Annotated in this window: 38 protein-coding genes; all 38 read right to left on the bottom strand. The window is 39.4% G+C overall.

The annotated features are described in order from the left end of the window. Positions 1–118 precede the first annotated feature (118 nt). Positions 119–649, bottom strand: a complete 531-nt coding sequence (locus OCK74_RS19805; RefSeq protein ID WP_279298819.1) for an STM3941 family protein — start codon at positions 647–649, stop codon at positions 119–121. A 366-nt stretch (positions 650–1015) separates the two neighbouring features. Further along, entirely contained in the window at positions 1016–1324 is a 309-nt protein-coding gene (locus tag OCK74_RS19800; RefSeq protein WP_279298818.1) for a YdhR family protein, read from the bottom strand. Positions 1325–1563: 239 nt separating this feature from the next. Then, a complete protein-coding gene (locus OCK74_RS19795) occupies positions 1564–2130 on the bottom strand; it encodes a dihydrofolate reductase family protein (protein WP_279298817.1) in 567 nt (188 codons plus the stop codon). Next, on the bottom strand, positions 2127–2594 hold the full coding sequence (locus OCK74_RS19790; protein WP_279298816.1) for a hypothetical protein: 468 nt from the start codon (positions 2592–2594) through the stop codon (positions 2127–2129). Before OCK74_RS19790 ends, OCK74_RS19795 begins: the two co-directional genes overlap by 4 nt. 204 nt (positions 2595–2798) lie before the next feature. Beyond that, positions 2799–3371 carry a dihydrofolate reductase family protein gene (locus OCK74_RS19785; protein ID WP_279298815.1) on the bottom strand — a complete coding sequence of 191 codons (573 nt, stop codon included), beginning with the start codon at positions 3369–3371 and terminating at the stop codon, positions 2799–2801. A gap of 96 nt (positions 3372–3467) precedes the next feature. After that, positions 3468–3668 (bottom strand): helix-turn-helix domain-containing protein, encoded by a 201-nt coding sequence (locus tag OCK74_RS19780; RefSeq protein ID WP_279298814.1) that lies wholly within the window; start codon positions 3666–3668, stop codon positions 3468–3470. Positions 3669–3698: 30 nt separating this feature from the next. Continuing rightward, positions 3699–4178 (bottom strand): DUF2975 domain-containing protein, encoded by a 480-nt coding sequence (locus OCK74_RS19775; protein ID WP_279298813.1) that lies wholly within the window; start codon positions 4176–4178, stop codon positions 3699–3701. 248 nt (positions 4179–4426) lie between these two features. Beyond that, on the bottom strand, positions 4427–4639 hold the full coding sequence (locus OCK74_RS28010; RefSeq protein ID WP_423803169.1) for an alpha/beta fold hydrolase: 213 nt from the start codon (positions 4637–4639) through the stop codon (positions 4427–4429). Further along, on the bottom strand, positions 4640–4801 hold the full coding sequence (locus tag OCK74_RS19770) for an alpha/beta fold hydrolase (protein WP_279298812.1): 162 nt from the start codon (positions 4799–4801) through the stop codon (positions 4640–4642). It abuts the gene before it with no gap. 46 nt (positions 4802–4847) lie between these two features. Then, positions 4848–5246 carry a nuclear transport factor 2 family protein gene (locus OCK74_RS19765; RefSeq protein WP_279298811.1) on the bottom strand — a complete coding sequence of 133 codons (399 nt, stop codon included), beginning with the start codon at positions 5244–5246 and terminating at the stop codon, positions 4848–4850. 84 nt (positions 5247–5330) lie between these two features. After that, complete coding sequence (locus OCK74_RS19760; RefSeq protein WP_279298810.1) at positions 5331–6395, bottom strand: NAD(P)H-dependent flavin oxidoreductase; 1065 nt, start codon at positions 6393–6395, stop codon at positions 5331–5333. 366 nt (positions 6396–6761) lie between these two features. After that, complete coding sequence (locus OCK74_RS19755) at positions 6762–7595, bottom strand: alpha/beta fold hydrolase (RefSeq protein WP_279298809.1); 834 nt, start codon at positions 7593–7595, stop codon at positions 6762–6764. A 90-nt stretch (positions 7596–7685) separates the two neighbouring features. After that, positions 7686–8198 carry a hypothetical protein gene (locus tag OCK74_RS19750; protein ID WP_279298808.1) on the bottom strand — a complete coding sequence of 171 codons (513 nt, stop codon included), beginning with the start codon at positions 8196–8198 and terminating at the stop codon, positions 7686–7688. A gap of 51 nt (positions 8199–8249) precedes the next feature. Then, positions 8250–8675, bottom strand: a complete 426-nt coding sequence (locus OCK74_RS19745; RefSeq protein ID WP_279298807.1) for an ester cyclase — start codon at positions 8673–8675, stop codon at positions 8250–8252. A gap of 225 nt (positions 8676–8900) precedes the next feature. Next, positions 8901–9650 carry a DUF4386 domain-containing protein gene (locus OCK74_RS19740; RefSeq protein WP_279298806.1) on the bottom strand — a complete coding sequence of 250 codons (750 nt, stop codon included), beginning with the start codon at positions 9648–9650 and terminating at the stop codon, positions 8901–8903. Positions 9651–10019: 369 nt separating this feature from the next. Then, the gene (locus OCK74_RS19735) at positions 10020–10307 is read right to left on the bottom strand and encodes a hypothetical protein (RefSeq protein ID WP_279298805.1); all 288 of its coding nucleotides are present in this window, start codon (positions 10305–10307) and stop codon (positions 10020–10022) included. A 248-nt stretch (positions 10308–10555) separates the two neighbouring features. After that, entirely contained in the window at positions 10556–10972 is a 417-nt protein-coding gene (locus OCK74_RS19730; RefSeq protein ID WP_279298804.1) for a nuclear transport factor 2 family protein, read from the bottom strand. 219 nt (positions 10973–11191) lie between these two features. Beyond that, complete coding sequence (locus tag OCK74_RS19725) at positions 11192–11944, bottom strand: hypothetical protein (protein WP_279298803.1); 753 nt, start codon at positions 11942–11944, stop codon at positions 11192–11194. 107 nt (positions 11945–12051) lie between these two features. Continuing rightward, complete coding sequence (locus OCK74_RS19720) at positions 12052–12711, bottom strand: hypothetical protein (RefSeq protein ID WP_279298802.1); 660 nt, start codon at positions 12709–12711, stop codon at positions 12052–12054. A gap of 154 nt (positions 12712–12865) precedes the next feature. After that, entirely contained in the window at positions 12866–13459 is a 594-nt protein-coding gene (locus OCK74_RS19715) for a hypothetical protein (RefSeq protein ID WP_279298801.1), read from the bottom strand. 30 nt (positions 13460–13489) lie between these two features. Next, complete coding sequence (locus OCK74_RS19710; protein ID WP_279298800.1) at positions 13490–13999, bottom strand: hypothetical protein; 510 nt, start codon at positions 13997–13999, stop codon at positions 13490–13492. A gap of 128 nt (positions 14000–14127) precedes the next feature. After that, the gene (locus tag OCK74_RS19705) at positions 14128–14568 is read right to left on the bottom strand and encodes a VOC family protein (protein ID WP_279298799.1); all 441 of its coding nucleotides are present in this window, start codon (positions 14566–14568) and stop codon (positions 14128–14130) included. A 295-nt stretch (positions 14569–14863) separates the two neighbouring features. After that, a complete protein-coding gene (locus OCK74_RS19700; RefSeq protein ID WP_279298798.1) occupies positions 14864–15340 on the bottom strand; it encodes a hypothetical protein in 477 nt (158 codons plus the stop codon). Positions 15341–15464: 124 nt separating this feature from the next. Then, complete coding sequence (locus tag OCK74_RS19695) at positions 15465–15935, bottom strand: hypothetical protein (protein ID WP_279298797.1); 471 nt, start codon at positions 15933–15935, stop codon at positions 15465–15467. 157 nt (positions 15936–16092) lie between these two features. Continuing rightward, complete coding sequence (locus tag OCK74_RS19690) at positions 16093–17130, bottom strand: leucine-rich repeat domain-containing protein (protein ID WP_279298796.1); 1038 nt, start codon at positions 17128–17130, stop codon at positions 16093–16095. A gap of 109 nt (positions 17131–17239) precedes the next feature. Beyond that, positions 17240–17527: a hypothetical protein gene (locus OCK74_RS19685; protein ID WP_279298795.1), complete on the bottom strand. Its 288-nt coding sequence runs from the start codon at positions 17525–17527 to the stop codon at positions 17240–17242. A gap of 321 nt (positions 17528–17848) precedes the next feature. Beyond that, positions 17849–18454, bottom strand: a complete 606-nt coding sequence (locus tag OCK74_RS19680; RefSeq protein WP_279298794.1) for a hypothetical protein — start codon at positions 18452–18454, stop codon at positions 17849–17851. Positions 18455–18635: 181 nt separating this feature from the next. Continuing rightward, positions 18636–19475 (bottom strand): tyrosine-type recombinase/integrase, encoded by an 840-nt coding sequence (locus OCK74_RS19675; RefSeq protein ID WP_279298793.1) that lies wholly within the window; start codon positions 19473–19475, stop codon positions 18636–18638. A 66-nt stretch (positions 19476–19541) separates the two neighbouring features. After that, entirely contained in the window at positions 19542–19769 is a 228-nt protein-coding gene (locus OCK74_RS19670; RefSeq protein WP_279298792.1) for a hypothetical protein, read from the bottom strand. Positions 19770–19927: 158 nt separating this feature from the next. Beyond that, positions 19928–20218 carry a hypothetical protein gene (locus OCK74_RS19665; protein ID WP_279298791.1) on the bottom strand — a complete coding sequence of 97 codons (291 nt, stop codon included), beginning with the start codon at positions 20216–20218 and terminating at the stop codon, positions 19928–19930. 315 nt (positions 20219–20533) lie between these two features. Further along, on the bottom strand, positions 20534–21502 hold the full coding sequence (locus OCK74_RS19660; RefSeq protein ID WP_279298790.1) for a TlpA family protein disulfide reductase: 969 nt from the start codon (positions 21500–21502) through the stop codon (positions 20534–20536). Between the two features lie 216 nt (positions 21503–21718). Continuing rightward, on the bottom strand, positions 21719–22432 hold the full coding sequence (locus OCK74_RS19655) for a DUF4386 domain-containing protein (protein WP_279298789.1): 714 nt from the start codon (positions 22430–22432) through the stop codon (positions 21719–21721). A gap of 96 nt (positions 22433–22528) precedes the next feature. After that, complete coding sequence (locus tag OCK74_RS19650; protein WP_279298788.1) at positions 22529–22666, bottom strand: hypothetical protein; 138 nt, start codon at positions 22664–22666, stop codon at positions 22529–22531. Positions 22667–22700: 34 nt separating this feature from the next. After that, positions 22701–22907, bottom strand: coding sequence for a lipid II flippase family protein (locus OCK74_RS19645; RefSeq protein ID WP_279298787.1), 207 nt, complete (start codon positions 22905–22907; stop codon positions 22701–22703). Positions 22908–23020: 113 nt separating this feature from the next. Beyond that, on the bottom strand, positions 23021–23578 hold the full coding sequence (locus OCK74_RS19640; RefSeq protein WP_279298786.1) for a TlpA family protein disulfide reductase: 558 nt from the start codon (positions 23576–23578) through the stop codon (positions 23021–23023). A 92-nt stretch (positions 23579–23670) separates the two neighbouring features. Further along, positions 23671–23994, bottom strand: coding sequence for a hypothetical protein (locus tag OCK74_RS19635; protein WP_279298785.1), 324 nt, complete (start codon positions 23992–23994; stop codon positions 23671–23673). Positions 23995–24245: 251 nt separating this feature from the next. Next, positions 24246–25121, bottom strand: coding sequence for an alpha/beta fold hydrolase (locus tag OCK74_RS19630; RefSeq protein WP_279298784.1), 876 nt, complete (start codon positions 25119–25121; stop codon positions 24246–24248). Between the two features lie 7 nt (positions 25122–25128). Beyond that, the coding region (locus OCK74_RS19625; protein WP_279298783.1) for a hypothetical protein at positions 25129–25420 on the bottom strand (292 nt) is incomplete at its 5' end.

Here is a 25420-nt window from a genome sequence, read left to right as displayed (position 1 = left end):
TGATCTTGTCCCTTCACTTACTCCTATTGTTTATTTTCAGCTTACAGCTGAAAGATAGATATTCTACCCAGCATTTATCAACCTCATGTTAGCAGTGGCCAAGTTAGCGGTTTCAATGCTATACCATACTTGGAATTGCTTTTTTCACCAATGTTTCTCTACTTGGTTTATCTGCCGTCCGCATGGCAAGGATAAACGCCATTAACCTCTCTGCATCTACATCAACATTTCCCACATTGATGTTTAACTCTTGAAACCCTATTGCTTTTGACAAACTTGCCATATTTCGCCCAAACTTGCCCTTTGCGTTTGAAGGTTCAAACTGCTCATCCACAACCAAGCAAATGAACTTTTGACGGTGAATGCTCACCAAATACGCATCATGAATGATTTCCCAGTTGATAAAGTCTTGGTGAACCATTCTGTCAAAGATGCCCAACTCATTGATGATGATTTGTGGTCTACGGTCCAATAGCTGGAAAAGACCAATAGGAATTCCAAGTCCGAAAAACAAGATGCATAACCAAGACATCGCCTTCGAGGTGTTTGGCTGGTTCAGCAAGAAGATTCCTGCAATTACAAAAATGGAAGAAAGAAAAAGAAGTTTGACTGCTTTACTTCTAGATTTATAGAGTTTGTATTCTGTCATCTTAATTATAAGGTGTTGCCAACAGCTACTACTAAAGTCACGGTGTGCAATAAGGTATATTATTAACAATCTAAAAATACATAATCAATTATTAATTAGCTCCTCAAAGAATAGAGTTATTTGAAAAAGCACCCTTTTTGAACACCTTGACGTTTTTAGAGCTTTGCGTCCATGTGGAAAGTCCCTGAACCCTCAGCCCAGGATAAAGATAAAAAAAGTGTAATCAATTAATTGCTCGGTTTACGCTAAATAAACCGAAGGGTGTCGTATAATTATTTCAATTGAGTTATTTAGCCGTTATTGGTGTTTTCACCAACAACAATGGGGCGAACTGTGCTTCTGTCAACACAATAGAAAATCTACTTCCTATTTGATTCCCCGAGTAATTAATGAAGCATTTTGATTTACTTCATAGTCAACCGAAGAAACATTCTTTACGAACGGTCGGCTTACAATTGCTTTTACTAGATCAGAATGCATAAAGTCTTCCATTGCGGTTTTGTTTTCCCATAAATAGAAGCCGCCAAAAGTATTTTTTTCTTCGTCTGCCAACCAAACTTTTGAAATAAGACCTTTTACTTCCGCTAAAATTGGTGCATCTGGTTCTACCATTTGCTTAAGATATTCCGCTTGAGAGATATCCTTTAATTGATAAGTGATTAATTGTGCTTGCATTATTTTATTTTTTTAAGTTTATAATGATGCTAAAATCCGCTACCGCCAACAGGTGGCCGGTAGCATCGGATTACTGCTCTAAAATTAAGCACATCCTCTCTTCATTGTCATTCTTCGCACTTGTTTTTCTTTTCAGAGCAAATCACTGTCATTACGTCCCTGGAACGTTGCCTTTCTATTTCTCTATATTACAGAACACCTACAACGGTGTAGTCTGCCCCACTATTGCCAATAAGATGTTAGCGGTTCGTTGTTTTTTTATTTGTCGGTTCATAGTAAAGCGTTACTGCACCACCACTAAAGGTTTTAGTCTTTATGAGTTTAAAAATAGTCCTGTCTTTCATATTTTCAAATAATGGCAAACCGCTTCCTGCAACGACAGGGTGAACACAAAGTTGGAATTCATCAATCAAATTAAGTTCCATTAGCTGTATAATTAAACTCCGACTGCCAACTAAAATGTCCCTGCCTGGTTGTTGCTTTAATTCTATAACCATTTCTTCAATAGGTTGATTTGACAGTTTTGCGCTGTCCCATTCCGTATTTTTTAGCTTATGCGAAAAGACAATTTTTTGAATTTTGTCTATAGCCATAGCAAAGTCGTCCATTGATTTTTCACCTGAAGGATTTTTTATCAGAGTTTGCCAGAATTGCATAAGCTGATATGTTATCCTTCCATATAGAACAACGTCTGCTTTATCTAACAGTTCAGCGTAATGTTGATGTATTTCTTCATCTGGGATGATGACAGAATGGTCGCAAAATCCGTCAAGAGTCATATTGATTGCTGCAATTACCTTTCTCATATTGCACCCGACACAACTGCTATGTAATAATTTGAAGCATAAACACCAAGTAAAACCAATAAAATGTCTTGGGGCTTTTTGTCATACGAAATCTCGTAGTCGTAGTTAAATTGACCCCAATTGAATTTCGGGTCAAACAGAATGAGTTCTTCCTCCTCTTTGTTTTCAATTACATATTTGTTGCGGAATACACCTTTGGCTTTAAATACAAATTCCTGTCCGTCTTGAAACGTCATTACGATTTGTCCTTTCCAATTCATTTTTAAATCAGTGATTTCCGTTTCGTTCTTTGTCACGGTAATACTAGTTCCGAAGAAACCAACGGGTTTGATTTCATAACGTTCAGAATTGGTCAAGGTAATTTCAGCTTTATAAGAAAAGAAATTCTTATAAGTCAATTCTCCTAACAAATGTGCCTGTTCAGTCAACCGAAATGTTTTTTGGTCGTTGCATTCTACTTTCATTCTAGTCTGTATTTTGGTTTATTTTTCTTTTTCTGTCAAGCAGTTATGTCGTCCTACAATGACCGAACAACGGTTTAGTTATTGCCGAAGGCGGGAAATTTCAACACTACCGCTCAATAGAATTGAAAATGTTCAAATACTTCTGTCAGCTCAATAGTATTGCGTCGGCCCCGCTTTTGGCAATACTTTGTCAGCGGTTCGTTGTTATTGTCTGTCCACTGTGTAATTCAGTTCAGTTACCCCGCTAGTAAATTGTCTGGTATTCAATAGTTTTAGTTTTATTTTGTCTTTGATGTCTACAAACAATGGAATACCTCGTCCAAGAATAATTGGATTAACAAATAGCCAGTAGCCGTCAATTAAGTTCAGTTGAATAAGTGAATGTGTTGCTGTCGGACTACCAAAAAGCAAGATGTCATTACCTGCCTGTTTTTTGATTTCATTTATTCGGTCCGAAAGGTTGTCGCTAATAATTTTTGTGTTAGGCAAACCCGCGTCTTTCATTGTTTTTGATAAAACAATTTTGTGAGCTTTGTTATACCACTTTGAATGTTCAATGTCGTGCTTGGACGCTGTCGGCTTGTCTCCTGCGGTAGGCCAGTAATTTTCCATCATCTGATAAGTTACTCGTCCATATAATGCAGTATCGCCTTCGCTTATCCGCTTACCGACATGATCAAAAATTTCTTCATCAACTTTAATCCAGTCCATTTCTCCGTTCGGTCCTGCTACAAAACCGTCAAGCGATATATGCATAAATGAAAATATTTTTCTCATATGGTTCTATTTTTTGAAAATTAAGAGCGTGATGGATTATAGTTGGTGTAAATTACTCTTTTTTCAGAACTGTTTTTTTCTATTGCCAATACCTTGTTAGCGGCTCGTTGTTCTTTTTTTTTCATTTACATATTCCAAAATGTCGCCTGGTTGGCAGTCTAATGCTTTACAAATTGCCTCTAAGGTGCTAAAACGAATTGCTTTCGCCTTACCTGTCTTTAAGATAGAAAGGTTAGATAATGTCAAATCAACTCTTTCAGAAAGTTCATTCAGAGAAATTTTTCGTTTTGCCATCATTACGTCTAAGTTTACAATGATTGGCATAGCTTAAATTGTTAAGTCATTTTCAGATTTCATATCTATGGCATTCTGCAAGATTTTTTCAAATATTGCCGCAGCAGTTGCAACTACGATAGAAACAAAAGTAGTTACGATACAAATGGCAAGAAAACCCGCAGGGTCGTCCTCTTTATTATGGGATATCTTTATGTATAGTCCTGCTATCACAATTAAAACACTTAATACGATTGCACAATACTTTATGCTCTTTAAAGTCCCAACAGAGTTTGATGAGAATACTTTATTTTGCCCGATGTATCCAAGTAATTTGAACGCCTTATACAACGCAACAAAAAAAGCGATTGATGTTGCATATCCATACAAGATGAATGGGTCAGAGTAAATGTTGAACAAATCTAAATCTTTAGCTCTCCCCTCGGTCAAGGGAAGCCGAATCATAATGACAAGTGCTACAATACCGATAAGCACGATGACTGTCTGAAGAAATATTATGGAAATTCTTTTCATAATGATTTTTAGAATTTTAAATTCTACCACAATTATAATAAATTATTATTGATAAACAATAAATATTTAGCGTTTTAAAAGTAATGCACTTCTTTTACTATTAATGCAACTTGCTGTCTGTCTCATCAAGGAATTGCAGGGCTGTTGATGTGAATGGAACCATGGAATTATAAATTGGAACGTGGTCACCGTTAGGTATTATCCATAACGCGGCATCTGGTATAGAACGGTAGATGCCTACAGCAATTTCAATTTGCGCATTCCCGATACATTTCTCGCACCTCCTGGGGCATGGTGTCAAAGGAAGCTCTGCGCATAATGGCTCTTGCCTGATCGGGGAAATACGAAGTTGTACTAATTAATACCATTGAGTCGATGCGTCTTGGTTGGCTCGTAGCCATGTGAAGTAGCGTCATCCCGCCAGTGCTCATTCCCATAGCTGAGAAATGATCAACCCCCAACTATTCAAGCAAGAGGAACACGTCACTGGCCGCTTCCCGATGTATGAACTTGTTCTGGGGATTGGTGGAGTGACCATGTCCACGCAGATCAACTACGATCAGTCGATATTGCTCAGAGAGCTTAGCGGTAAACAATAGAACAAATGCTAATGTTATCGGCACACTCTGCTGTTCATCCGAAGTCCTGTCGTTTCAAGTAAGCAGAAACTTAATGAATGGCTGCAATTATTTTGTCTGTATCAAAAAAAGCCTGAAAGTTGTAAATTTTATCTCCTTGAAATTTCCAAATGTGCATCCAATCAGATGCAAACGATTTTCCTGTTCCAAGTGCTTTACCTTCAAAAAAACCTTTCACAATTACGGCATCATTGTCCGCATAAAATTCCTGTGGTGTAAAATCAGTGAATGAAACCGTGCTACCCAGCTCCATAAAAAAACTCATGACTTCCTTTTTGCCGTTTCGTTTTTTCGAATAGGGAATACCCGGATAACCTGCGTCATTCCAACTAATATCATCTGTCAAAGAGTTTAATACACCTTCAACATTCTGTTTCCCGAAGTCAGAATATATCTGCTGAACTATTTGAATGTTTTTTTCATTCGCCATTTTTATATTTATTAAATTGTGATTGTCTGCAGTTGCGAATGTAGATGAATTTAGTTTAGTGCGTTGCCCATTTCTGGCAGCTGGTTATCTGTATAGCGCTTCGTACTGTTCCACCAAATTTCTGAACACTTCCTTTGTATGCATCAAGCCTGTTTTTCCGGCTGATTGTCCAGCCCACAAGCTGGTGTATTCGCTATCGTTGTTCTGCTGTGCTAACTTTCTGAGTGTCGCCGTTAAGCTATTTTGCAAAGGATAGGATGGAATGTGAATACCGGCTTGTTCAATTTCATGCATCATTTCATTTCGAATGCCTCTTGCCCATCTTCCGGAGAAGGCTTTTGTGAGAGTGGTGTCTGTATCCTTTGCTTTGTTTAGCTTGGCTTTATAGGAAGCTATGGCTTGGCTTTCTTTTGTTCCGATAAAGGCTGTTCCAACCTGCACGCCACCGGCACCCAACTCAAAAGCCGCTTTGATAGTCTCGGCACTGTTTATTCCGCCGGCTGCAATGCAAGGTATGCGTACTGCATTTTTGACCTGTGGCAGTAGTGAGAAAAGTCCAACCTGCGGTAGTGGCATGTCCTCTAAGAATGTTCCTCTGTGTCCACCCGCTTCAATGCCTTGAACAACTATCATGTCAATATTTTGCTGCTGCAAAAACAAGGCTTCCTCTACACAAGTTGCGGTTCCTATCAGTGTGCAGGCATTTTGTTTTAAAGCCTGGATACTTCCGGAGTCTAAACAACCAAAAGTGAAGCTAACAAGAGAAATCTTTTCTTCAATTAAAATATCAATTTGGTTAAGGTGATTGTAAAATCTAAAGTTTGCCAAGTCGGCTCCCGTAAGGTCGTAGCCTCTTTTGTTTGCCAATTGCAAAAGCAACGTCCGCATGGGTTCAAGGTCATCTTCCGTATAGGCAGGAATTTGGTGAGCAAACAAGTTAACAGCAAAAGGTTTTTCAGTCAGGCTTTTGGTTTTGTGGATAAGTTGTCGTGTAGCCGCTGGTGATAAGCCTCCAACAGAAAGTGAACCAAGTCCACCTGCGTTGGAAACGGCAGCCGCCATTTCAGGAGTAGACACCCCAAGCATCGGAGCTTGTATAATAGGATAATCTACTTTCAAAATGTCTGTCACAATGTTGTTCCAGCTCATGGTAACTGTCTATGCAAATTTGCCACCAACAGATCGGAGCTTGCTGCTCATAGCGGAAGTCTGTGATTCTGTTGGCTGGTTTATAGTCTGAAGATAATTAAAATTATGTTGCTCAATCTATGCAATGTCTCCACTATAGCAGTCAGGCTCGTGTTGGCAGCAGCCCTCAGATTCTTACTTCTTATTGCAAACCCTTTTGAACGCCTTCTGCTCAATACGAACTAATTTATTTGTTTCTGGATGCACGTAAAACGCTCTAAACTCTGGTGCTATTTTCACCTCTGTGTAGTATACTGGCCCGAATGACTCGCCTGTCCAAATAAACAGCTGTGTTCTCTTGTTCCAAGGTCAACCATCAGCGGCATGTCATCCCGCTTGCAATGGGTGTTTCGAGAAGAAGCTTGCTAATCGCTCGGCCACAGCTTTTGGGTTCGTTTGCAGCATCGCATGAGTTGCATTAGGTACAATGAAATTTTCTGCATGTGGCAGCCATTTTTGTATCGTCGCGTAAACTTCCCGAAAATAGGGAATACTATCAGCTCCACTCATATTGATCACCGGCTGGGTGATATGGGTTGCATCCTCCGGCGTGAACGTCCACGCTTGAAGTGCTGGCATATCAAACTGAAATTGTGTATCTGCATCCGCCACCCAGCGTTCAAAGTACCCAGACGGCAACGTTTGATCAAAGGCTGCACGGTAATGAGCACCGGCTACCGCTTGTCCGAAAGCGTCTATTGTGCCTGCCTTATTACCCGACTCATACAGGGATGCTGCTTTTACCAACTCCGCACCGAATTCGGGAAATTGGGGGAGCACTGATGGCAACGGCGGCTCCAACAGGGCAAGTGAATATACGTAGTCGGGAGAATCCAGTGCGAATTGCAACACAATAACACTGCCAGAGGACTGACCGACCACGTGCGCCCTTTCAATTCCCAAATGTTTCAACACCGCTTTACAGTCTGCCGCCTGTTGCGAAATACTGACCGGGGCTGCGGGGAGTTCACTCTTTCCCCACCCTCGCCGATGGTGGTAGATTAGACGATAACTGTTAGCCAGGGCAGGCTCTGCAAGCACTGCAAAGCATTCATCTCCCATACCACCATGTACAAACATGACGGGTTCTCCCGATCCAGTATCCAGGATTTCCAGTTCTACACCATTGATTTCGGTAAGTTGCATTTTAGGTAAAATCATGGTTTTTATTATTAGATGGGTGAGAAAAAATTCTGTTTCATAGCAAACTATTTAAGTACTGATAATTAAGAGTGTCTTTGTCAGGGTTGCTTACAACGAGACAGAGGCTTTTCGGACTGGCAGCAGTTCATGTTCCTCCACAGCGTAAAGTTTTCTGGTATCTACCAATCCAGCTAACCCTCTTCTATAATATTGTTTTTGTTCCAACTTGTCTTCGGGCACTATTTCAAAGGACAATGATCTAATTACTTTTCCGTCCACACAACAAAACTTGTTCAAACTCCAAAAAGTAGAAGGATTAAAACCAACACACTGGTTGTTTATTTTTTTGCCGCTTGAGGTAATTACTTCTGGGTGCGAATAAGTTTTTTTGAAAGTCCATTTATTTACATAGCCTAAGCCATTGCTGTCCACAGTCAAGATGTTTTTATCAACATTTGACAGAATCAAACTTACTTCACCTGTGTAACCGTCTGGTACTATGATTTTTAGTGTAGGTGAATAGAGGTGATAATGATATGCAACGAATGCAAGAGAAATTGTAATAAAGTAAAGGGTCGAAAAGGAAAAGCTCTTTACAAACAACTTTAGGATTGATGCCAATATCAATTTTCTTTATCAGCAAGTACTATTACCAAAGAGGTATGTTCTGGGTCAAACCAGCCCGAGCTGCTGCATCATAGCCATTTGGTCCCATAACTCCCATCGCTTTGCTACTCTTCCGTTTACTACGTGGTCAATAATAAGCCCTTCAATTTCAATCCCTCTGCCAGTGGCTTGCATTTCACCGAAAGGTCCTGTATTTGTTCCTTTAGCGGTCCATCTGGTGCAAACTTTTTCTCCAGAAGTGAATTGATCATTGATAGTTAAATTCAGATCTGGGAAGGCAACGAGAAGTCCTGCCATCATTTGCTTGAAGTTATCTAATGAAAGGTCTCGCTGTGGATTACCATTAATATGAATAACACAGTCAGGCTGAAATACTTCATCAGCCACAGAAACGTTTCCATTATTCAAACCCTCAATCCACTTCTGTTCGTATTCTGAAGTCACCGGGGCAGAACTTTCTTGATGAATCATAATAACCTCCGTATTTTAAAGTGAAAGAGCTTAATGAAGTAAATCTACTTAAAATCATGCAATTTTGTGCCCAACGGTCAAAGGTATTTGTGAATAGGCTGTCGTCTGGATTCCTTCCGCTTCACTGTACCTATGCCGTTGATTAATGTTTCATTGTTGAAAGATAGCTTAGAATCAGCCGTTTTACAAATACGAATGTTGCCTGCAGGTTCCCTATTATAAACTTTATCTAACGTCCGAAACAGCTCCTGACTTTAGAGTAGGGTTGTTGAAGCCTTTGATCATCAGCCATACGGCAACAGTTATCTGGATAGGAAGCAAAGGCATAGCCATCTCTCCAATTGAAGGATACCCCAGGAGCATCATTAATGTTACTCCAATGAATTGAAGTGTTACCCCAAGGACTCCTATGGCGGCTAACACACGCGGAATCAGTTTGAAGCGCAACAGTGAAATATAGAAAACAAACATCCAAGCGCCAATAGCAAGCAACTGCATAATATGGGCTGAGCGTCTCACAGCAGCTATCGCCGCACCAATAACCTCGTACCGCTCGGAATTTGCGGCACCTGAAGCAACGAACGCATTGCTTATTGACAGCATCGACATGATGGTACCGGCCTGCACGATATCCAAAGTGCAACTGATAGCACAAACCACCACAAACAATAGCGCAACGGATATATTATAGTGCCTAAATATCTGAAACGCAGTTATACCAAGATAAACGGTTAGTCCCGAACCTACGAAAGAGAGAAGCACAGCCGATCGAATCTGAAAGGAATGCGCTGCCACAGCAGTAAGGAAAGCCGGAGAACCATAAGTTACTGGTTTAGACAATATAAAGGGCAGTGTGAGAGCTGCGATTAATTGAAGCAATAACAGGATGCCAAACGTCCGTCCAATTGTAAAGGTAGATTGTGATGAAGGTTGAACACTCTTTTCTTCTTGATTAAGTAAATTGTATGATTTCATTATAATTCGTTATAGTTAGTATATCATTCTGATACACAGGTAAACTAAGACTATAAAATGATTACTTCAATCCAATATATATAAACAACAGGCAATCGTCAACAGACAGCAAAAATTGTAGCCTCTAAAGAAAGCTACTAACTTAATAGCCTTCGAGAGTATTGCTATTCGCAATTAAATGTGAAGAGCAGGGACATCAACTTGCAGGCAGCGGATTCAGATGTTTCTGCCCGAGGTGGCAGTCAGTGTTCCGTTACTCAGGATAAAGCTAACAGGTTTAATTATAAGACGAAAGTTGATACTGGTCATAAAGCCGTCATGGCTTAAAAATCAATGTTGTATACAGACTAATATGGTATTAGCTATTTTTTAAGTTGTTTGTTCATGCTTCTCAATAGCATCTTTTATAGCAAGTGTAATTTTATCTTCCACTTGCTTTCTTTCATCTGGGTCTTGGAACCATTTGCCCTCTTTTGTTTTAAAAAGCTGAAACATACTTACGCCATCAACAGCAGGATTAACCTTAATTATATAACCCATTTTTTCATCCCTATTTTTCCTTGTTAGCCAGAGAAAAGGGAATTGCAACTTTCTTACTTTCCCCCACCTAACATCTCCATGTCTATTATCGGGAAGATCAATAGTAAAATGTCCCATATTGATTGGTTAAATCTTTTAAATAGATTAATAGAAAGTTACGAAAAAGGTAGTATACTGAAGTTTAATTGAACAGTTTGCATACAACGATTCAAGGTGTTTCTGCCGTGGCGGCAGTCCTTGTTTCATTAGCCTGGATAAAGATATGGTGTTTAGTAAAGATCTAAAAGCTGGTTACCAATTTGAATCCGCCAGCGCAGAAAAATTAATGTTAGAAGCAGCAAATGCTTTTCTCAGCGTCTGTTACATTAACTAGTTTTCTTGCCATGCATGACTTCTGCCACAGCCCCCTCAATACCTTTCCCACTCACTTCCACAGGTTCTACATACAATCTGCCCCAAGTAATCTTACCCTCTTCTACACCCATGATCATCACGCCACGCATGAACAGTTTACTGGTGTCTCTTCTTGTTCCTTGCCATTCCCATTCCGTCCATAGTGTGTCATGGCTGATGGCGTGTCTTATTAACTGAGCTGAAAAGTCAGGCATTTCCTCAAAATTAGAAGCCCAGTTCTTTCTCACCTGCTCTCGTCCTTGGAATGTACGGGCAGGATGAGCAGGCTGCTCACTGTAATAGTTTTCGTCAAAACATGCAACAAAGGCTTCAATGTCATGTGTGTTAAGCGCATCCCTTAGTTTAAACAATAAAGTTTCTGCATCCATTGATTCTGTTTTAGAATTGCGGAAAAGTAGCGGCTAAAGCCGAGGCTTGGCGCTTTGGCGATATTCCGTGATCCTTCAGCCCGAACCGAAGTTGAGTAAAGTTATAAAGTTGAAGTTATATTCTGTCGCCCGGCGTTATTCGTCAGCCAGAATCGCAGCTGAGCAGCGGACTGGACGATGAGTTCATGTTCGTTCAGCCGCCATAGCCCCAAACCAATGTTAGCGGTAGTGCATTACTTTGTCATAGAGACTTTTTAATTGAGTGTCACCAAAGCCATAAATGCTTTCGCGGTTCCAAAATTCTTCGAACACTTTATGAAAATCAGTAGAAATATTTTTTATGATGTCTTCAATAACTTTTTCAGGTCTTCCTTTTGTCCCATCTTTTGGAAAGCGGTCAACATGTGCCTTTACTACTTCTTGTAAATACGGAAAAGCTGAAGATTGATGCTTTGAGAGATTTGTCAACTCTTCAAGGTTACCGTTTTTGTATGCTTTCCACAACTCTTGCCCGAAATTTATGTCGGCTTCACTTAAAGGAATTCTATCCGCATAACAAACTTTAAGTTCATCTGACTTTGCTGGTCCAAAGCCATTCCAAAACTGTTTATTGGTTTTGTCTAAGTAAGAAGTATAAACAGCAAAAACTTTTTTCTTTATTGGCAAACTATTGATAATTGAAATAACAAACCACATATTTACCTGACAAAACAAGTCATACTCAAACCAAAGATTAAACTCTGAATGATTAGGCGCATTTATTATTTTTTCAAATTCTTTTACAACAGAATTATTGTATTCGGTTTCTGTTATTCTCACGTATCTGGCTCTTGATTGCCAAAAGTCATGCAGGTTATCGCCTGATAATTCTCCGTCAATAAGACCTTCTCTAACAACAATAATCTCCCCTTCAATTTTTGCATCTGGAAAACTGTAAGCAAGGGAGTCGCCGTTTAAAATATTGTACACCATAACTGCAAGGTTTTTTGCATTACCGCTAACGAACAGGGCTTGCTGCTGTGGCGGCAGTCCATGATTCCGTAGCTGGGGTAAAGATATGCTGTTCACCACTCACCATCTCACTTGATATAGAAGTTCATCAGGTGCGGCGCCGTCAGCGTGCCGCCGAAATAAGGATACTGCTGGTAGCCGCTAAAGGTGGAAGCAGACGTGCCCCGCGCTGTTTTCACCGCCACGCCATCCACAGTGAAGACATAGCTGCTGCCCGAAACCGCAATACTGCAATTGATTTCCCTGCCAATTTCCACGGCTTTAATAAATGGAGGGTCATAGGAAATGGGATCGCGCAGCAGCGTGCCTTTTACATACACGTAGGCAAGCAACTCCAGTTTGCCATTCAGCCAGCGCCAGCCCAGGCGCGCGCTGTTGTATTGATTGTTCAGCCCTTCCGAGAAGCCCCAGAGCTTGTTTGCATCGTAGGCATGGTTGTAGTCAGTAATGACGGCTGGGTAGATGGCCGTGCTGTCGAATTGGGCCACGAAGTTCATCGAAGTGCCCGAGACCGACTTAAGCGTCCGCTGGTCACATTCGTGGGCCCCCTGTTGGATAGTGTATTTGGTAAAGGTGGTAGGAGCAGTGGGAGTTCCGCCGCCCTTTCCTTTGACAGCCGACAGGACGGGAGTATCTCCTAACTTTTTTGCTTCGGCACCGTCCCGGGTGGCCTGCTTGGTGCAGCAAATAAAATACAGGGACGCAAAGGCAAACAGCAAACCTTTCATAAAGCTGACGTTTACTTACAAGATAACACAATTGCAAGGCTTTTGCAAGTAGGGCACATATTCACTTGTGGATCACTGTTGCCAAGGTGTAGAACTGATGTCCCTAGCGGGAGACCTTGGGTGGACTACAATTTTATATAATGGCAAACCTATGTTAGTAGCCATTTTTCTTCTGTCCATTTTTTAGCACCTTAATTTTTGTATATATGAATACTTTCGCTGCTTCATCTAAACGAACTTTTTCTAAGATTATTCCAACCGGGTAACCATTTTCATTTGCTACTTGTCCTGTTACTTGTATTTGTAGTGGTAATTCGCCATTAAACAATGTATCTGCATTTACCAACATTGTATTTGCAGGTTCTAACCAATAATGAATCTTATTAGTAGAATCCTTGTCGAATTTTGATTCACTCCATTGCCCACAAGTACAGGAAAATGCATTATAACTAAGTGTCAAAGTTTGTATTTTACTTTCAGGTTCAAGGTTTGGTTTATTTAATTGTGAAGTTTGTCGCAGTAAAGTGTCTTTTGAAGGTTGAGCTTTGTCAACTTTGCTTGAATTTGTCGTACAAGCAGCAAAGAGCAATATGATTGGGAAAAGTTTTTTCAATGGTAGTGTATTTCTAAATTGATTATAACGTTCAAAGATATTTGAGAAATGGTTGAAGTCTGTGTTACTGCCGCTCACTATACCTATGCCGTTGATTATTGTTTTATAGTTGAATGATAGTTCTGGAGCAGCCATTTTACAAATATTTCATGTTGTAGGCAGTTTTTATCGAGGTGCTTTATAATATTTTCTTTTTAAATTATTTACACGGTTGCAATCGCATCCAAGTACGAATGTTCTAAAAACTGGTTTCTGCAAGCCGTAATAAGGTACTTCATCTTGAAAGAAGTCAATGCCTAAGCCTTGGAGCTTTTGGGCAAGTTCAAGTGCCTCATTTTTATTGATATTAAACCCTATACAATGTGTTTTTGCCCATTTGTCATTTGCAATTTGATTATAAGCATACTCAATAATTTCTTCCTCAGTTAGGAAGAATTTTAAATTATTCTTTTGCCCACGTTCTGTATAATACCAAGTATATTGTCCTCCGGATTTATCAATTCCATACCCTTCGTAAATAGCATTTCCATTTATTGAATAACCCTCAAAGTTGAAGCAATTTTCTTTCATCCACTGCTCTAATTCAGTTTCTGTTTTGGGTATTTGTTTATGATTGATTGTCTCATTCATTTGCTGTCTTGTCAAATTGCCTTCAACGGTTTCAGAGCTTTGCAAAGGCAGGGAAGTCTGGGTTACAACTCCCTATCTTTTGCATGGCTGCTGATAGCATGTTTTATAGTTTAAAGATAATTTTGACGCCCTGCTTTTGCAAAACTTTTTGTTAGGCGTTCGTTGTTTTCTGCTTATACTTTCCCGTTATATTTTGGGTCAAATTCCACAATCCATTCAATGCCGTATTTGTCTCTAAAACAACCAAAATATGAACCCCAAGGACTATCACCGATCGGCCCTTCTATTTGTCCTCCTACTGAAAGCCCATTAAATAATTTGTCTGCTTCTTCTTTACTTTCCGTAATTATTACAATTTTACTTCTGTTCTCATTTTCGTTGGTTTTTCCCATACTTTCCGGAACATCATTTGCCCTCAACATATTACTTTTTCCGATAGGCAAAGCAATATGCATAATTTTATTTTCTTCTTTTTCTGCTACCGGGAATTCAGGACTTGCAAGGTCTTTGAAACGAATAACCTTTGCAAACTCTCCGCCAAATACTGATTTGTAAAACGTAAATGCTTCTTCGGCATTTCCGTTAAAGTTAATGTGAGGATTGATTAGTGCCATAGTTATTATGTTGATTTTTTACGGTTCAAACATACTGATTAACCACAGAATAAATAGGGTATAATCGCGTCAAAAAAGAGGTTGATTGCGCCAAGAGTTATATGGATGTGTCCGCCTAAGTTGGCGAAAGTTATAAATTACAATGACGCCTAACGTTTCTTACAGCTTTGCGGAGGCAGGATAGTTTGTGTCACTTAATCCTACCTTTACATGGCTGCTGATTCTTGTTTTGTGGTTCAAATATAGTGCTGGTGCCCTGCTATCACAAAGCTGTTGTGTTATGTGCTGCTTTTGGTCACATGTCATTAAACTCGCCTTGGTAGTCTTTGGGATAAACAACTTTATATGACCAGTTTTCTGCATCGGTGTATATCCTCTGAGCAATAAGGGTTTCTTTTTCCAGTCCTTCCTTTTTGAGTACTTCTAAGATAATGGGCAGTGCTTTTTCATGGCTGTGAACTTCATAGAGCATATTTGCTCCACCAGGTCCTAAGTCCCCTGCAAACCACTGACCTTGCCCTTTTGTCCTAAGGGCTGCATCTATCTTGTTTTCCACCTTCTGCCGAATCTCCAGTGCTTTTAATCCATCTACAGAATCAGGGTAATGCCACTGCACAAATAACACAGGTGTCTGGGCTTTAGAGGGTTGATTGCTGGGTTGTGGCGGCTGTTCAGTAATAACAGGTTGTACGGTAGCGGCATCGCTTTGGCCTTCTTCCCCACAAGAGCTGAGACTTGATAATATAAAAGCTAAGTATAGGAACTGTTTCATAGAGTTGCACATAACGGTAGCAAGTGTTTGAGAAACAGTGGTAGTCTGTGTTACCAGGGTTCACTCACCATGCTTGGTTGATTATTTGTTTACAGCATAAATGTAGCGATAGAGCCACTGTTTTTCAAACATTGTTGTTGGCTGCAGCTTGCATGGCTTTGAACAACAGGGCAAAGTCCTCTGTAAATTGCTTATAATCGTCTCCTGTAGTCAGGTTATCATGATAGAACTTTACTGTTTGACCTGAACGAAGTTTTATTTTGAAAGTATGATAATTAAGATCTGCCTTGTCACTGAAACTATCAATATCTGACCAACTGAGACGAATATCTTCTATATGGGTAAAGGCGAATTGTTTCATCCAGATAACTTGCAGCCCAGTATCATCCAACGTCCATTCAGTTTTTCCAGTTACTAATTTTTGCCACAAGAGGTAAGAAATTACGGCAACTAAAGCTGTCAGGAGTATGGCAAGACCTTGATTGATGCTTTTTGGAAGAAGCATTAACCGTCCGCCAATAAAAATAGATAATAATAATGCGATTAGAATAATCGAGTTCCTCTGAGATATTATCTTGATATTATAGGTCTTCATAAGGTTGCATACAACGATTAAAAGTGTTTCTGTCAATGGTGGCAGTACCAGATACTGTAGCTGGAATAAAGTTATAGCGTTCAACCGGTATTTACAAGCTGGTTACATATATAGAGCCGCCATTGCAGAAAAACAGATGTTGGCAGCATAGGCTTAGTCAGAAGTGAACCACAGTATTAGGAAGCAGTCTCTTAATTTTCAGTTTTTCAGCTTCACTAAGAGAATTTCTTTCAATATGTAGTTCCTGAAGATTTATCAAATACTTTATTTCATCTGGCAACCGTTTCAGTTTATTATTACCTATTTCTAAATACAACAGATTGGACAACTCACCAATTTCTTTAGGCAGTTCTGTCAACTGGTTATTGTTCAGTATTAAAATACGCAGGTTCTTTAAATGTTTTATTTCCCTACCGACTGTTTTCAGCCTGTTGGAACTTAATGATATTTCGTCCAAAGATGTTAAATGGGTCAGGATTGTTGGAAACGATGTAAACTCATTGCCGAGCAGATTAATAGAAACCACGTTTTTTAGTCTATCGAGCTGTTTTGGCAACTTGTTCAATCCCTGGCTTGCCACATCAATGCAGAATACTTTATCACTTTCCTTAATGGCTAAGTTCAGGTTGGAATACTCATAAAGGCTTCTATTCTTTTTGATGTAGTCCCAATAGGATTTTCCTTCTATTCTGCTCAGCAGGAAACTAAATTGCTTATCTTTTGAAGGTGTTGTCCATTCTCCTGATGCAGCTTTTTTATCAACAGCTAAAGTACCATTAAAGTAGCCAGTTATGTTGTCTCTCTCGTTTCTCTCAACCAAAACAAAGGTGTTATCGCTATTTAGCTGTCCAACAAGTTTTAGTGAACCGTTGGAAGGTTTGTAATAATAAGAGCCGACAAGGGTAGAGTCGAGAAGAACTAAGAAGTTCATGTTAACCTTCAATTCTTGTCCTTTATCGGTTATGATAGAGCCTTTAAAAACGTAAGTGGGTCTAAAAAAAGTATCTTGTCCGAACAGGGTAACGGAAAGTGGGAAGAAAAGTAAAAATGTCAATGCCTGTTTCATAAACTGAGGTGCATAAAGCTTTGCTGCCAACGGTTTCAAGATGTTTCTGGCACTGATGGCAGTCTGGGTTACATCTGTTTGGCTAAAGATATATTGTTCATTAGAGATTTGAAAGTTGATTGTAATCATGGTTCCAGTAGTGTGGAAACATTTTTGTTGTACGCCGCCATGTTTTTCCTGTTCCACCCATTAATTAATAAATGTGTGATTAAAAGAGAAAGTAAACGTCAATAACACATTAAGGGTTTGCAGTGATTCTTTTTCTGCCCATCAGAATATAAACCAGCCCTGTAATTCCGCTAAAGAATATAAAAGCAAGTGTCCACATGTTTTTTTCTGCAGTGTTTATCCTCGTAGAAGACCTTACTTCATAAATAGCAGTCCCGATAAACACAAGGGAAGCAATAATGCCAATGCACAACCATGTGCCTGCTCCTTCAGAATGAGTTATTTTCAGGTACGCTCCTACAAGGGTAAGAATTAAACCTACAATAAAACTTGTTGTCACAACAGTTCCGAGTTTCATAATGATCCGTTTGTTTTGATTGTTTGCATCGTTTTACTATGCTGTTTCAAGTTTGTCGCCACAGTTCATATCAGAGTTTTGTTCAATTCTTTTTTCTTCAATGATTGAAGCTTTATCACTCTAAAACTCAATAGTTGTCCTTCCCAAATTTACAAACTACATCTCAAAAGGTGGCGTACAACGGTTTCCAGATATTTAGGCCAGTGGCGGCAGTCTGTGTTCCGATACTCTGGATAAAGTTAACAGGTTCAATAGTAAAATGAAAGTTGATCTTGGTTGTAAGCCGCCATGGCCGAAAAATCGATGTTGTAGGTAGTGCTGTCATGGCTTGTATGGAATTTCTTTAGGCTCATTTTTATAATAATCCGCTATAATTGAAAACTGCTTGTCGGTCAAAAGTATTGCGTGTAAATCGTTACCACCATATAATAAATAAAACTGTTCATCACTGTTTTTTGTCCTTAGTATTTCATTTACTTTTCGAAAGAAATTTCTTGAAGCAGTGTCCCAAAATGTATTGTTGTCTAAATCTTTTTGGGTGTATAGTTGTATTCTGTCACCATTAATTAAAGCATCAAACGAATTTTCTTTGTCGTTTAGTCTTTGAGCAGATAAATTGATGTCTCTTTTAGCTAAAATTCTATTAAGGCTCGGAAGAAAAAAGTCAAAGCTAAATTCAGCAAGCTCCTCTGCGTCGATATGAGCTATTTTAAAATTGCCATCTTCATAAATGTCGAATGAGCTTGTGAGTTGAGTTTTTAAACTGTCAATCTTTGAACTATCCGCATACTTTAGAAAACCATTGTCTATAAGTTCAGTCGCATAACTGCTTTTGCCCGACTTCTGAATAGTGTTACTTTGAGTTTGTACACTTTGATTACAACTGATTAAGAATATTGAATAAAATAGAAGTGTTAATTGTTTCATCTTGTCGGTTTGGCATTGCCTACAACGAGTAAATTTAGTCATATGCCCGCCACCCTGCAAAAATTTAAGAAATAACCCTTACCCCCACAAAATCAATCACTTCCAATTGAGTTTTTTGTATAGCCCCATCTGCATGAGCCCATCTGTAGTGTCAATCTGAAAATATAAAAAACGCAACTGCTTACTCCAATTTCAACCGGTCCAGCGGACTTTGTATGCTACCCAGCTTCAGCTTGCTCACATGGGTATACCTTAAGGTCGTTTTTAAACTATTGTGGCCTAAAAGCACCTGGATATATCTAACATCTGTACCCGCTTCCAGCAAATGAGTAGCATAAGAATGACGCAACAGGTGAATGCTGCCTTTCTTTTGAATGCCTGCCCACCTCTTGGCCTTTTTTAGTATCTCCTGGGCACTCCGGGCACTGTATGGCCCTCCATTTTCCCCTTCAAAAAGGTATTCCCCTGGTTTATACTGCTGATAATATATCCTTAGTGTCTCCAGCAAGGTCTGGCTCAGTGGCACCATCCGGCCTTTCCCGCCTTTGCCCTCCCGGATATGGATCATCATACGCCCCGGATCAATATCCTTTATCCTCAACTTTACCAGCTCACTTACTCTTAGACCGGCAGAGTAAGCTGTCATCAAAAGTGCTCTATGCTTTAAATTCTTCGTTTGCAAAATAATCCTGGCTACTTCGCTTTCTGCCAGTACGGTAGGCAACTTCTTTGGCTTCTTAGGTCTAGGCAGGTCATAGAACTCGCGGCCCCTGTTTAGCACCTGTTCAAAGTAAAACTTCAGGGCATTGATAGCAGTATTCAGGCGTGTGGCACTATAACACCTTCCCCCCTCTTTCGTCATCCCGCTCACTTTTCCTTTACCTAAGAGACGCAGCAACAGATGAAATTCATTGCAATAGGTCTTTAGTGTTTGTGGACTATAGCCTTTGAGCTGTAGCAATTCCTGGTATTGGGTGAAAGCCTGGAGGTTGTCTTTATTTAAGGGAAACTGCAAAAGCATATCTGCTCTTTGCTTAGAAATTTTTTCAGTTTTCAGCAGAGGCTGCACACTCTTCTTTTGCTCCAGTTACTGGCGCAGAAGGGTGCTATCCAGCTGCACCTTATCATTAAGTATTTCCTTAAGAATAAGGTACTGTTCTTTATCTAAGGGCAAATACCAAAGATGATGTGCTCCGCTCCACTTGATGCCCTTGATTTTTCTGATAGCATATTCCAGCTCTTTATCCAATGGGGCGGAGATGCCCATTGCTTCCTGCCCTCTGACATGCAGAGGAGTGATTGTTATGGTAAACATCTGGTTAAGGCCCCCCTGTCGCCTCATGCTCCGCTCCATTACCGCTCACTCATTCACAAAGCTGCTCTTGCCCAGCTTCTCCTTCTCATGTTTGCATATTTCATATACATCAAACAGGCTATTTCTATATCAATTAGAGCCATCCTAATCAAAGTATTCTATCTGTTATAATAATCCCTCCGCCTCAATGCCGGCGTAAAAGGCTTATCCTCCGGCCACTTCTTCGCCTCCATCCTCTTTTTGAAAGCTTCAAAATACTGCCTTACAGCAGTACTGGTCTTGGATATCATCTGTACCTCCACATCAATCAAATCCCTTCTATAGGTTTCCTCCGCCTTCACCCTCATGATATGTTGCACCGCATCCACATTATAGTTCTCGATCTGCCGGATCCCCGAATAAGGTTCCCGCCGCCGACTGGTCCATATCACAATTCTATAATAAGGCAAATGCTAATTTTATTAGCAAAGTTATAAAATTCATCAATAGTAATATGGATTAAGAATTATGATGTCAGTTGAAAAAACATAGAACTTAACCCCTTTGTGCCGATACTGGCAGCTCCTCAAAAATGAATAGTGATGCAACTCCATTGTAAGTGTTGCAATGATCCTCTATTCTGTTATAAGCTGTTAGATTTCAGATTAAAGCATTTTAGAAATACTGATTGGCAGAAAGGGGGAATTAAAATCGGAGAGCTAGCCCCAAGTCAAATGGCAAAGAGTGGACTTTGTGATTGATTTTCCTATCAATAGTTTCAATACTTACTCCACATTCAAAAAAGGCAGCTTCTTTAATATTCTTCTTATATCTGTATGCTCCATGATGATCTCCCTGTTGCTGCTAATAAGAAAGTTCCTGGGAATGCTTTCAACGCCAAGTTCTTTGACCAACGTGTTGTGCCAACCCCCTTCCAGCAGGTAACTATTCCATGGATTTTTCTCTTCTTGTACATATTTCCTCCATTTCTCTTCTTTGGTATCCACCGATAATCCAATTAGTTTAACTTTTGAAGTATCTATGGCTTTTATCCAGTGCCTCATCTGGAACTCCTCTAACCTACAAGGCCCACACCAGGACGCACCAAATATGACTATATAGTAGTCATGTTCACTTGCAAACAGGTCCTCAATCATGTTGATATGGCCAGCGGTATCTTTCAACCCTAATTTCTTGAATTTCAACATATTCAAGCCAATATTTCTATCAAAGGAGTACTCTTGCAATATTTGAAGGGTCTTTTTGCCCACTTCATTATTGCGCACCTCTTCCGGAAAGCTGTCGAATAACTCAAATCTTTCTTTCAATGGAACCAACTCCGAAAGAGGGGAGAAAAAACTGAGCATACCCATAGATGTGTTATTTTTTGGTGCCCCTTTAAAATGCTTAAAGAACAAATAATCCATCCGGTCAGCGTAATAATGACCTGCCGTGATATCCGCCAGCTTTATAGAGTTGCTATTGTTGTGATCGAGCAATCGCTTTGTACGAAAAGAATCAAAAACCTTATTGGTCTGGAAAAAATATATGGATAGATCTTTATCGCTTTTGAACACCAAACCTGTATCGGGGAAATAGGGGTTGTATACACTGTCTACAGCAAAAATCCTTAGCGACAATGGTGCGTGAGGGGCTACTTTAATGTTAGGTGCAGCACTTTTTTTATCATGATCAGTAGACCTACAAGAATAGAAAAACAAGAAAGCCAAACAGGTGAAAATTGATTTTATCATGGTTGTACTTGTTTGCGCTCTTAGGGGATAGACCTTAACCTAGAAGATATTGCAGTTGTACAGACAGTCTGGGCTAATGCAGCAACAATCCTATTCTGTTGTTGATTTATTATTTACAACTTAAATGTAATGCATAGCTGTCATTCCATGAAACCCCATGTTAGCGATTCGTTGTTATTCTCTATACTTTTTGTCACATGTCGTATTGAATCAATTTCAGGATTCCATTTTAGGAATATTGGCTCCCTTGATCAAGAGCCAAAAACCAAGAGCAATTTCATCGATAGCGATAGGACCATAACAGGCAGGTATAATGGTTTTCTCCACCTCAGGGAAAATAACGATAGCGAATTGACTTATCAGCAATAGAAATGAAGAAAATATACCCCAGGCAGCCAATACCCTGGGTATATATCTTGACTTGAATAGTAAATAATTAAACACTGCTGATCCCAAACCTAAAAAAATTGCGACAACAACAAAGGTCAAAGCATATGTATCATGTAATATCGACAGTGCTTGTATTTGATTTGAATCGAATGCTTTCAGATGGTCAGCATCACTGATGAACTGCATAGCAACATAATAATTGATAATAGCAACGCAGGCAATCGTTGTCTCTATCAGCCTGAAGAATACTGCAAGCAAGGCAAGATTTCTGTTTACAGGTCTTAGTAATACATAAAGAGCCCAGATAAGTGGCACATCAATAGCAAAGGTGATTAAATTGTTGGCAATACCGATACGATATAGTCGTTCATTAGCCATAATATTACTGGCTGTTTTTGCAGCATCTCCGCTTACAACAAGAGTGGAAGGGAAGCGTACATAAAATTCCGCGAAGAATCCAGTAGCCATAGCAATCAGATACAGGAGTCCTGCGAGTCTTGCTGCTTTATATTGTGCTGTAATAGCGGCTTGATTTTCCATTTTACTATTGTATTTAATTATTTTGAGGAAATCCAAAACCTTCGTGGTTTAATATTAGTCATCATTTTTTGTCATATATGGTATGTCTTTTACAATTTATTCGTCAGCTTCATCATATTGACCCAGTTCAATTTTCCATATTACCTCATAGCTTCCTGCAGGTAAGGTATTTTTGAAAGGGTTGAAGCCGCTGATTGGTGATTCATTGCTGAAAGATAGTTCAGGAGCAGCCATTTCACAAATATGGACTTTCGCAGCACAGGCGTTATTACATCATTGTTGCTATAAACGCAAGAAGGTCTGCACTGGGTAAAAATATCAATTGTGCCAGCAATGTACCTAACAATCTGGCTAAAGTCATATAAACGATATATTTTCTAAAAGTGGCCTCAGAGCAGTTTCCTAACATAACATCATCAGTCATAGCTGATAACACCAATACCTTGCTGCCAACCATTTCAGGCGTCTCAACCATTAGCGGCAGTCTACGTTACCGTTGCTTGGTTAAAGAAATGGTGTTCGATAGAGATTTGAAAACTGACGGTGTCTACCCAGCCACCATTGCTGAAACATTGATTTTGGCTGCTGCTAAAGCGCCTTAGTGATCTCAGAAAGCAGCTCGTTCATCACAAATTCTCTTGCCTTGTCTTTATCAGTAGTCCCACCACAGACCAGGTAGGCTATCTTCCCGTTTTTGTCCACTACAATACTGGTTGGATAACCATTGTGTTGGTTCAACCGCCTACACTCTGCATCTTTAATAGAGTAAATTTTAAACTGAAGTCCAAACTTTTCTTTTACTCTTTTTATGGCTTCGGCATTATCCCATGTAAAAGAAATAAATTCAAAGTCCTTACGGTCTTTAAGTTTTCTATAGAGTTCGTTAAGTGCTTCCATTTCAGCCATACAGGGGTGGCAGCCTTCAAACCAGAAGTTTATCAAAACTACTTTGCCTTTAAAGGCTTTCTTGTTGATCCTGCCATGTTCGTTTGATGCTTCAAACTCAGGAAAAGGTCGACCGATTGCAGCCTTTGCGCTTGCTTCCATTATAGAGTCAATATTAACACTGCCTTTAGGATTGATAGATGCCTGTCCAAAAGAAATGAAAGCTATCAGTAGAAACAGTCCAGAAAAGATTATTCTCATAGTTAGGTTTTTAGTGGCAGTTTTAAGTTAATTATTGATTTACCGAATTAGCACATGGCTGCCATTTTTAAAAGCCGATTGTTATTGGCAGTTTAATTAGACACAAGTATTTTTAGCAAATTCATTAGGTTCTTCTGAAATACTAAAATATTCATTATTTGGTTTGTATTTTCTTTTATTCCAAATTCGTTTATAAGGGAATCATTGAGGTAGTAATAATTGATCTTGTTATCAACTGCCTTTATTAAATGATCTTTACTGTAATAAAGAACCTTCCTTCCTAATGTGTCAAATACAAAGTTACATTCAACCTTAAGAATAGCTTTGCCTTCTGGATTATAAAAATACTTCCCACTATATGGACCAAAAGTTGAATCATTTCCCTGGAGTTGCATTTCAATTAAATCCTTATTCAAATCAATAAGGTTTACTAAAGAATCTGTATATTTCTTTTGCTGCGGGAAAGAAGTATAAGAAACGTCTTGCCCTTCAACTCGGAGACAAACTATAAAAAGTATTATTGATAAAACGACTCTCATAAATTAATTGCCAATACAACTTTTATCACTCCATTTTTAAGTTGTCAAGTGGACTCATCACTTGCAATCTATCCCTAATTACCAAGCCACCCACAGACGAGTCCTAATAAATAAACTCAATGAATTAGCTATGCCTTTACCTTTTTGATAAACTCATTACATTTCTTAAAAAACTCTTCCGTATGCGTATACCAGGGATCATGACAGGCATCTTTAATAGGGTACACCTCTAAATTAGGAAGCACGCCAATCAATTCGTGTGCAGCATCCTTATTGATATTTTGTTGGCAGCCTACAGCCTGGAATACCAGTATACGAGTATTGATCTTAGCTAACTGCTGCAATGCCGGAGCTTCCTGAAGACTATTCATTGTATATTGAAATGAATAGTTATTACCTTCAAAAAACTTCTCTTTTCTGCCAGTTTTCAATTGACTAGAGTCCTTTAATGGTGGTTGATAGAAATTGAATGAGGAGAATATAACCGTATCTTCTCTATAATCATTAGGATTCCATTTAGTGTCAGGAGCATAAAGGGCGCAATCCTTTGGTTCTTTTACCCCACCTCTCCATTTAACTGTTCCGGAGAGAATCATTGCTTTGACATCTTCTGGGTAAGTATAGGCATAAAGAAGTGCAAGCCTATAGCCCCAGGAAGAACCCGCCAGGATCACTCTTTTCCCATTGGCAACAGTGTTGATCACTCTTTTTAAATCCTCCACGTGCTCCCGCCAACTATAACAGGTAGCTTTTTCACTTTTCCCGCATCCCCTTTGGTCATAATAGATCACCTGGGCAGCCTTACTAAGTTGATCCCACTCCGGTCGTAAGTAATTATGCGCAGCAGCAGGCCCTCCATGTAAAACAATAACGACCTCCTTTTTGTTACCGATCTTCCAATAGGCTAATTCGGGTGAACCCTTAATAAAGCCATCTTGCCCCCATGTAAAAGCAGCATGGATGATTAAGAAGCAGAAAATAATAAGTCTTTTGAGTACTCGCATAAATAATCTACTCCTTTGTCTTTCCCAACCGTTGAATAGTTATATTCTCCAAAAGTGGTGAAACCTCTTTAATAATAAACTGATGCTTTCTTAATTGGACAGTGTCTCCTACAAAATAAGTACGCATTTCTCCTTTAGTTTTTTGAAAAGCAGGAGTGTCATGAGCTTCTGCAAACTTTATCATGACAAGTTGTGGATCAAAATAAAGGTAAGGAAGCAACTCATTTCTTGCAGCCACCTTGTATTTTTTACCCTTAAACTTAAAATCTCCTGTCACATAATCAATGGAGATAATCCCC

This window comes from Paraflavisolibacter caeni (genome assembly GCF_025628885.1).
In the GTDB taxonomy this organism is placed as follows: Bacteria; Bacteroidota; Bacteroidia; order Chitinophagales; family Chitinophagaceae; genus Flavisolibacter; species Flavisolibacter caeni.
The sequence above is the reverse complement of the archived record's forward strand: the minus strand, read 5'-3'. Positions and strand labels throughout refer to the sequence as shown.

Excerpts from the sequence above, each read along its gene's own strand:
- OCK74_RS19805 (WP_279298819.1), bottom strand. The coding sequence starts at position 649 with ATGACAGAATACAAACTCTATAAATCTAGAAGTAAAGCAGTCAAACTT.
- OCK74_RS19800 (WP_279298818.1), bottom strand. The coding sequence starts at position 1,324 with ATGCAAGCACAATTAATCACTTATCAATTAAAGGATATCTCTCAAGCG.
- OCK74_RS19795 (WP_279298817.1), bottom strand. The coding sequence starts at position 2,130 with ATGAGAAAGGTAATTGCAGCAATCAATATGACTCTTGACGGATTTTGC.
- OCK74_RS19790 (WP_279298816.1), bottom strand. The coding sequence starts at position 2,594 with ATGAAAGTAGAATGCAACGACCAAAAAACATTTCGGTTGACTGAACAG.
- OCK74_RS19785 (WP_279298815.1), bottom strand. The coding sequence starts at position 3,371 with ATGAGAAAAATATTTTCATTTATGCATATATCGCTTGACGGTTTTGTA.
- OCK74_RS19780 (WP_279298814.1), bottom strand. The coding sequence starts at position 3,668 with ATGATGGCAAAACGAAAAATTTCTCTGAATGAACTTTCTGAAAGAGTT.
- OCK74_RS19775 (WP_279298813.1), bottom strand. The coding sequence starts at position 4,178 with ATGAAAAGAATTTCCATAATATTTCTTCAGACAGTCATCGTGCTTATC.
- OCK74_RS19765 (WP_279298811.1), bottom strand. The coding sequence starts at position 5,246 with ATGGCGAATGAAAAAAACATTCAAATAGTTCAGCAGATATATTCTGAC.
- OCK74_RS19760 (WP_279298810.1), bottom strand. The coding sequence starts at position 6,395 with ATGAGCTGGAACAACATTGTGACAGACATTTTGAAAGTAGATTATCCT.
- OCK74_RS19755 (WP_279298809.1), bottom strand. The coding sequence starts at position 7,595 with ATGATTTTACCTAAAATGCAACTTACCGAAATCAATGGTGTAGAACTG.
- OCK74_RS19745 (WP_279298807.1), bottom strand. The coding sequence starts at position 8,675 with ATGATTCATCAAGAAAGTTCTGCCCCGGTGACTTCAGAATACGAACAG.
- OCK74_RS19740 (WP_279298806.1), bottom strand. The coding sequence starts at position 9,650 with ATGAAATCATACAATTTACTTAATCAAGAAGAAAAGAGTGTTCAACCT.
- OCK74_RS19735 (WP_279298805.1), bottom strand. The coding sequence starts at position 10,307 with ATGGGACATTTTACTATTGATCTTCCCGATAATAGACATGGAGATGTT.
- OCK74_RS19730 (WP_279298804.1), bottom strand. The coding sequence starts at position 10,972 with ATGGATGCAGAAACTTTATTGTTTAAACTAAGGGATGCGCTTAACACA.
- OCK74_RS19725 (WP_279298803.1), bottom strand. The coding sequence starts at position 11,944 with ATGGTGTACAATATTTTAAACGGCGACTCCCTTGCTTACAGTTTTCCA.
- OCK74_RS19720 (WP_279298802.1), bottom strand. The coding sequence starts at position 12,711 with ATGAAAGGTTTGCTGTTTGCCTTTGCGTCCCTGTATTTTATTTGCTGC.
- OCK74_RS19715 (WP_279298801.1), bottom strand. The coding sequence starts at position 13,459 with ATGGCTGCTCCAGAACTATCATTCAACTATAAAACAATAATCAACGGC.
- OCK74_RS19705 (WP_279298799.1), bottom strand. The coding sequence starts at position 14,568 with ATGGCACTAATCAATCCTCACATTAACTTTAACGGAAATGCCGAAGAA.
- OCK74_RS19700 (WP_279298798.1), bottom strand. The coding sequence starts at position 15,340 with ATGAAACAGTTCCTATACTTAGCTTTTATATTATCAAGTCTCAGCTCT.
- OCK74_RS19695 (WP_279298797.1), bottom strand. The coding sequence starts at position 15,935 with ATGAAGACCTATAATATCAAGATAATATCTCAGAGGAACTCGATTATT.
- OCK74_RS19690 (WP_279298796.1), bottom strand. The coding sequence starts at position 17,130 with ATGATTACAATCAACTTTCAAATCTCTAATGAACAATATATCTTTAGC.
- OCK74_RS19685 (WP_279298795.1), bottom strand. The coding sequence starts at position 17,527 with ATGAAACTCGGAACTGTTGTGACAACAAGTTTTATTGTAGGTTTAATT.
- OCK74_RS19680 (WP_279298794.1), bottom strand. The coding sequence starts at position 18,454 with ATGAAACAATTAACACTTCTATTTTATTCAATATTCTTAATCAGTTGT.
- OCK74_RS19675 (WP_279298793.1), bottom strand. The coding sequence starts at position 19,475 with ATGCTTTTGCAGTTTCCCTTAAATAAAGACAACCTCCAGGCTTTCACC.
- OCK74_RS19670 (WP_279298792.1), bottom strand. The coding sequence starts at position 19,769 with ATGTTTACCATAACAATCACTCCTCTGCATGTCAGAGGGCAGGAAGCA.
- OCK74_RS19660 (WP_279298790.1), bottom strand. The coding sequence starts at position 21,502 with ATGATAAAATCAATTTTCACCTGTTTGGCTTTCTTGTTTTTCTATTCT.
- OCK74_RS19655 (WP_279298789.1), bottom strand. The coding sequence starts at position 22,432 with ATGGAAAATCAAGCCGCTATTACAGCACAATATAAAGCAGCAAGACTC.
- OCK74_RS19650 (WP_279298788.1), bottom strand. The coding sequence starts at position 22,666 with ATGGCTGCTCCTGAACTATCTTTCAGCAATGAATCACCAATCAGCGGC.
- OCK74_RS19645 (WP_279298787.1), bottom strand. The coding sequence starts at position 22,907 with ATGGTTGAGACGCCTGAAATGGTTGGCAGCAAGGTATTGGTGTTATCA.
- OCK74_RS19640 (WP_279298786.1), bottom strand. The coding sequence starts at position 23,578 with ATGAGAATAATCTTTTCTGGACTGTTTCTACTGATAGCTTTCATTTCT.
- OCK74_RS19630 (WP_279298784.1), bottom strand. The coding sequence starts at position 25,121 with ATGCGAGTACTCAAAAGACTTATTATTTTCTGCTTCTTAATCATCCAT.